The 2,388-nt window shown below is 37.0% G+C and carries 2 protein-coding genes; both read right to left on the bottom strand.

Annotated elements, in window-relative coordinates; all coding sequences use genetic code 11:
• Nucleotides 1-147: 147 nt before the first annotated feature.
• A complete protein-coding gene (locus tag V7124_RS17800) occupies nucleotides 148-1,842 on the bottom strand; it encodes a M3 family oligoendopeptidase (RefSeq protein WP_335491728.1) in 1,695 nt (564 codons plus the stop codon).
• A 93-nt stretch (nucleotides 1,843-1,935) separates the two neighbouring features.
• The gene (locus V7124_RS17795; protein ID WP_335410429.1) at nucleotides 1,936-2,376 is read right to left on the bottom strand and encodes a MarR family winged helix-turn-helix transcriptional regulator; all 441 of its coding nucleotides are present in this window, start codon (nucleotides 2,374-2,376) and stop codon (nucleotides 1,936-1,938) included.
• Nucleotides 2,377-2,388 lie beyond the last annotated feature (12 nt).

Genomic DNA, 2,388 nt, shown 5'->3' with positions numbered 1-2,388 from the left:
CCGCGGCGATTTGAAAAGCTGCTGACCAATTCCTTTTCACCTCATCTCCCCCTTATATTCAATATATGAGCAAGAGGACAAACAAAGACGAGCTTTTTTCCACAATAATCAAAAAGCGAAGCCACAATGGCTTCGCTTCCCTATTTTTTATAACTTTTGATCTTCAACTGTGTTTAACCAAGCTTCAATTTCACCAACTACAGATTGCACGCAGCCATCCTCAAACGGTGAAATCAGATTTGCTTCTTTTACAAGATTGGTAAATGACTTGCTGCCCCCCAGCTTGCATAAACTTACGTAATCTGCCCAAGCCTCTTCTTGGTTTTCTCTTGATCGCTTCCAGAATTGGAAGGCACAGATTTGAGCTAAAGTATAATCAATATAATAGAAAGGTGAATTAAAAATATGTCCTTGACGCTGCCAGAAACCGCCGTTCTCTAAATAAGTGTTCCCGTCATACTCTTTATGCGGGAGATACTTCTTCTCAATTTTACGCCACGCCTGTTTTCTTTCTTGAGGCGTCGCTTCGTAATTTTCATATACCCAATGCTGGAATTCATCCACAGAAACTCCATAAGGTAAAAATAATAGGGCTGAGCTTAAGTGGGAGAATTTATATTTATCTGTATCTTCATTAAAGAATAAGTCCATCCATGGCCAAGTGAAAAATTCCATACTCATCGAATGAATTTCACAGGCTTCATACGTAGGCCAATTATATTCAGGGATTTCAAAATTCCGGCTGGAGTAAACCTGGAATGCATGCCCTGCTTCGTGTGTTAATACGTCAATATCCCCAGAGGTACCATTAAAATTTGAAAAGATAAAAGGTGCCTTATAGTTTTCAATAAATGTGCAATAACCGCCGCCAGCCTTTCCTTTTTTCGCTACAAGATTCATTAAGTTATTATCCTGCATAAATCGGAAAAACTCTCCAGTTTCAGTTGATAGTTCTTCATACATTTTTTGCCCGTTTTCGATAATCCAATCGGGACTACCCTTAGGAACAGCATTCCCAGTCTTATAGTTAAAGCCCTCATCATAGTATTTTAACTGTTCAACACCGATTCGTTCCCGTTGCCTTGCTTTTAGTTTCGAAGCAATCGGAACAATAAAATCCTTCACCTGCTGGCGGAAATTCGCCACCATTTCTGAATTATAATCCGTTCTCATCATCCGGTAGTAGCCTAATTCAACAAAGTTTTTATAACCTAAAGTTTGAGCAATCTCCGTTCTTACTTTAACGAGATCATCATAAATACGATCAAACTCTGTTTCATGTTCAGCTAAAAACCCAAATTTCGCTTCATTAGCAAGCTTTCTCATTTCTCTATCGGTGGATTCAGTAAATGGCTCTAATTGAGCAAGAGTCCGTTCTTCCCCTTCAAAATTAATTTTTGCAGATGCAACTAATTTTGTATATTCCGTTGATAGCCGATTTTCCTTTTGAAGTAAAGGAACAATTTCTGGCTTAAAGGTCTTTAATTGTCCTTCTGCAAGGGCAAATAATTGCTTCCCCCATTTTACTTCTAATTCATTACGATATTTAGAATTAATCAGTGCTTGATAAAACTTAGTAACAAAACCTTCAATTTCTGGCTGCACTTCATCCATATAATCTTGCTCTGCTTTGTAGAACTCATCATTTGTATCAACAGAATGACGTATGTAGCAAAGATTAAACATGGTTCCAATATCATTTCTAATTCCATTAACTTCATTCATAGCCAAACTTTGTTCTTCCACAGAAGAAGCATTTGTAAATTTTTCAATCGCTGCCTCAAAACTTGCTTTTACGTTATCAAGGTTTGGACGTGTATATGTATATTCTTCAAATCTCATTGCTACATCTCCTTTAAAAAGAATTTCAAATCAATCATTTCGACACTATTCATTAATATTCCTGTAAATAAAAAAAATACGGCCTAAGCCGTATTAAAATTTACCTGCTGGCAATCCAAGTTTTTTCAACAATTCTATCGCTTCCTGCTTTTCGGTATCTGTCAAACTAGACATCAGTGTATGAATCTGCTGGGCATGCTCTGGAAAAATTTCTTGAATAAATTCTTTTCCTTTATCTGTAATTTGTGCAAATGTAACCCTTCTGTCGTTCGGACAGGCGATTCTGGTCAGCAGACCTTTTTGTTCTAGTTTATCAACTACATAGGTAATGCTGCCGCTAGCAAGTAATATTTTCCCGCCAATTTGTTGCATTGGCTGATCACCTTTATGGTATAAAAGCTCTAATACGGCAAATTCTGTTGGGTTTAATCCACTTGTTTGAATAACTTTATTAACATGCTCGTTAATCGCTTTAAAAGCCCTAGAAAGAACAATAAATAGCTTCAACGATTGCGCTACTGAATCATTTTCCATAAGAATCATCCT

Source organism: Neobacillus niacini, assembly GCF_036961885.1.
Classification (GTDB): domain Bacteria; phylum Bacillota; class Bacilli; order Bacillales; family Cytobacillaceae; genus Neobacillus; species Neobacillus niacini_H.
This window is presented reverse-complemented; position numbering and strand designations above follow the sequence as displayed.

Excerpts from the sequence above, each read along its gene's own strand:
- V7124_RS17800 (WP_335491728.1), bottom strand. The coding sequence starts at position 1,842 with ATGAGATTTGAAGAATATACATATACACGTCCAAACCTTGATAACGTA.
- V7124_RS17795 (WP_335410429.1), bottom strand. The coding sequence starts at position 2,376 with ATGGAAAATGATTCAGTAGCGCAATCGTTGAAGCTATTTATTGTTCTT.